Genomic DNA, 2,958 nt, shown 5'->3' on the forward strand with positions numbered 1-2,958 from the left:
AATCACAGCCGCAGCGTGAAGCACGTCCTGCGCGGCTTGATAAATATCCTCTTCGCTGATCAGAATCTCGGCTTCGAGAATGCGGCTGAAGCCAATGGGCGTGTCTTTAGTGCACACACGCCGCGGCGGTGCATCGAGAAATTTAAAGCATTCCTCACTGACGCTCGCCAGCACCTCGCCGCCAAAACCGCCGGTTTTGTGATCTTCGCTGGCAACGATGACGCGATTGGTTTTCTGCACCGAAGCGCGCACCGTTTCCATGTCATATGGCACCAGCGAACGCAGATCGACGACCTCGACATCATAGCCTTCTTCGGCCAGTCTATCCGCCGCTTTCAGCGACCAATGTACGGCATTGCCGTAAGTGACGATGGTCAAATCCTTGCCCGGCCGGCGAATGCGCGCCTTGCCGTAGGGCACAAAATGGTTCGCCCCGGTTTTGGACGTTTGCGCCATGGGATGATTGTAGAGAAACTTCGGCTCGAACATAATCGTCACCCCGCGCGAGCGCATCGAGGTGCGCAACAAGCCGGCGGCATCATCGGCAAACGAGGGCATGACGATGCGAAAGCCCGGAAAATTCGCGAACACGCCTTCCGCGCTTTGCGAGTGATACAGCCCGCCGCCGATGTAGCCGCCGCACGACAGCCGCACGATGATGTTCGGCAAAAACTTGCCGTTGGTGCGCCAATATTCATGGCTCAACTCCACCATCTGCTCCATCGAGGGCCAAACATAATCGGTGAATTGCGCTGCTTCCACCACCACCCACATATCCTCACGGAAACGCGCCATGCCGTTGGCCGTGCCTACAATAAAATCCTCCGCGATCGGCGCGTTGAACACACGGCCTTTGCCGAACGCCTGCTGCAGGCCGTTGGTGACGTTGAACACGCCGCCCTTGTCCTTTGACGCCACATCCTGGCCCCATAAAAACGTGTGCGGGTTGCGTTTGAACTCTTCATGCAGCGTGCGGTTGATGGATTCGCGCATTTTTTCTTTTTCATCGCTGGCGGGCGTGGGCGTTTCTTCGGCTTCATACACCGGCGCCACGGCAAAATCATAAATCGAATTGGGATCCGGCGTGGGCGCGGCCTCGCCGCGGGCGGCGGCTTCGTTCACGAGACGCTTGTTTTCCGCCTCGATCTCGCCCAGCTCTTTTTCACTCAACAAACCCTTTTCAAGAATGTATGCGCGAAAGCGCGGCAGCGGATCTTGCGTCGCGACTTCGGAGATTTCCTGGTCGGAACGATAGGATTCTTGCTTGTCGCTGTTGGAATGCGGGCCGATGCGCACGCATTGCGCGTGCACCAACGCCGGGCCTTTGCCGGTGCGCACGTAATCCATCGCCTCATCCATCGCCAAACGGCTGTCAATCGGATCCGTGCCGTCGCAACGAATGATGTGCAGATGCTTCAAGCCGACGAAATTGTCCGCAACAATTTCATTCGCGGTTTGCTCGTGTACCGGCACGCTGATACCGTATTTGTTGTTTTGAATGACGAAGATCACCGGCAACTGTTCCCGGCTTGCGCCGTTGAACGCCTCGAACACATAGCCTTCGGAGGCCGAGGCTTCACCGAAACTGCAAAACGTGAGGGCGTCGGATTTGTAATACTTCACCGCGCGCGCCACACCCACGGCATGCAGCGCGTGATTCGAGACGCAGCTCGAGGTGTTTTGAATGCCGATTTCCGGTTTGGAAAAGTGATTCGACATGTGACGGCCGCCTGCGGCAACATCATCGCGCCGGCTCAAACCGTTTAACATGATTTCGTCGAGCGTAAGTCCGGCGGCCAGACAGGTCAATTGATCGCGGTAATAGGGAAAGAGATAGTCTTTGTTGGGGCGAAAGGAAAGGCCCAGCGCCAATTGAATCGGCTCGTGTCCCGAGCAGGTGGCGAGATAGCTCCAACCCTTGCCTTGTTTGAAGAGAATCCAGGCCCGGTCATCGATCAACCGGCCGGTGTGCATCAGGCGGTACCATTCACGCGCCGTTTGTGCATTAATGCTGGGCGCTTCTGCGCTGCGAGAAACAGCATGCATAACAGCCACAATATACCTCCAGTATGTTGAATGAGATGTTTTGCGTATTTGCGAAAAATTCGTTCAATGTAACAAATAATCTCTATTTTGCAACCCTAATTTTGAGGCAACGGGCGGCAACTTTGCGCAAAATCTCAACGCGCTCAAGTTTTTCATGGATCGAAACGCGCCGGAAGAGAATCTCCGCGCGCCGGCCAGATGTGCGGAAAATGCGTGATTTGTTCGAAGCCGTTTTCCGTCACAATGTAAGTGTCTTCGATGCGCACGCCGAGATTCCAATAAACCGAATCCACCGCCGCGCCTGCAGGAATGTAAATGCCCGGTTCTATCGTGATCACCATGCCCGCTGCCAGTGTATTGATTTGTGGATCATGCACCTCCAGCCCGACATGATGGCCGAGCATATGTGTGAAATATGGGCCAAAGCCCGCAGCAGCGATGACCCGTGCCGCGCGTTCATGCAAGTCGCGCATGGTTGCGCCGGGCTTCAAATGCGCACGGGCGCTGTCGCCGGCAGCAATAACAATGTCCATCAACTCGCGTTCTGCCGCAGAGAGGCGGCCATTCACCGCGAAGGTTCGCGTCATATCGCTGGCATAATTTTCGACGCTGCAGCCAATATCGATCACGACCAGGCCTTTGTTCATGACGGCATTATTGGCGCTGTAGTGCGGCCGTGTGGCGTTGGCGCCGGATCCGACAATCAACGGAAAGGCCAGGCCGGTTGCGCCATTTTCTCGAAACATGTTTAGAATTTCTTGCGCAATCTCATTTTCATTGCAGCCGGGTTTGATCAGCGGAGCGATGTGTTCGAAAGCGCGCGACGTGATGGGATCGTGTGTGATTTCCGTCGGTCCCGACCTGCCGGTGCAGGCGGTGGCGAATACGCTGGTCAAGAACGGCATCAGCGCC

General features: G+C 56.0%; 2 protein-coding genes. Both read right to left on the reverse strand.

Annotated features, from left to right (window positions below; genetic code table 11):
• Positions 1-2,046 (reverse strand): 2-oxoisovalerate dehydrogenase (locus tag FBQ85_28780; protein ID MDL1879129.1); only part of this gene is annotated, 2,046 nt, incomplete at its 3' end.
• A gap of 152 nt (positions 2,047-2,198) precedes the next feature.
• On the reverse strand, positions 2,199-2,958 hold a 760-nt coding region (locus FBQ85_28785), incomplete at its 5' end, for a M24 family metallopeptidase (protein ID MDL1879130.1).

It is taken from the genome of Cytophagia bacterium CHB2 (assembly GCA_030263535.1).
In the GTDB taxonomy this organism is placed as follows: Bacteria; Zhuqueibacterota; Zhuqueibacteria; order Zhuqueibacterales; family Zhuqueibacteraceae; genus Coneutiohabitans.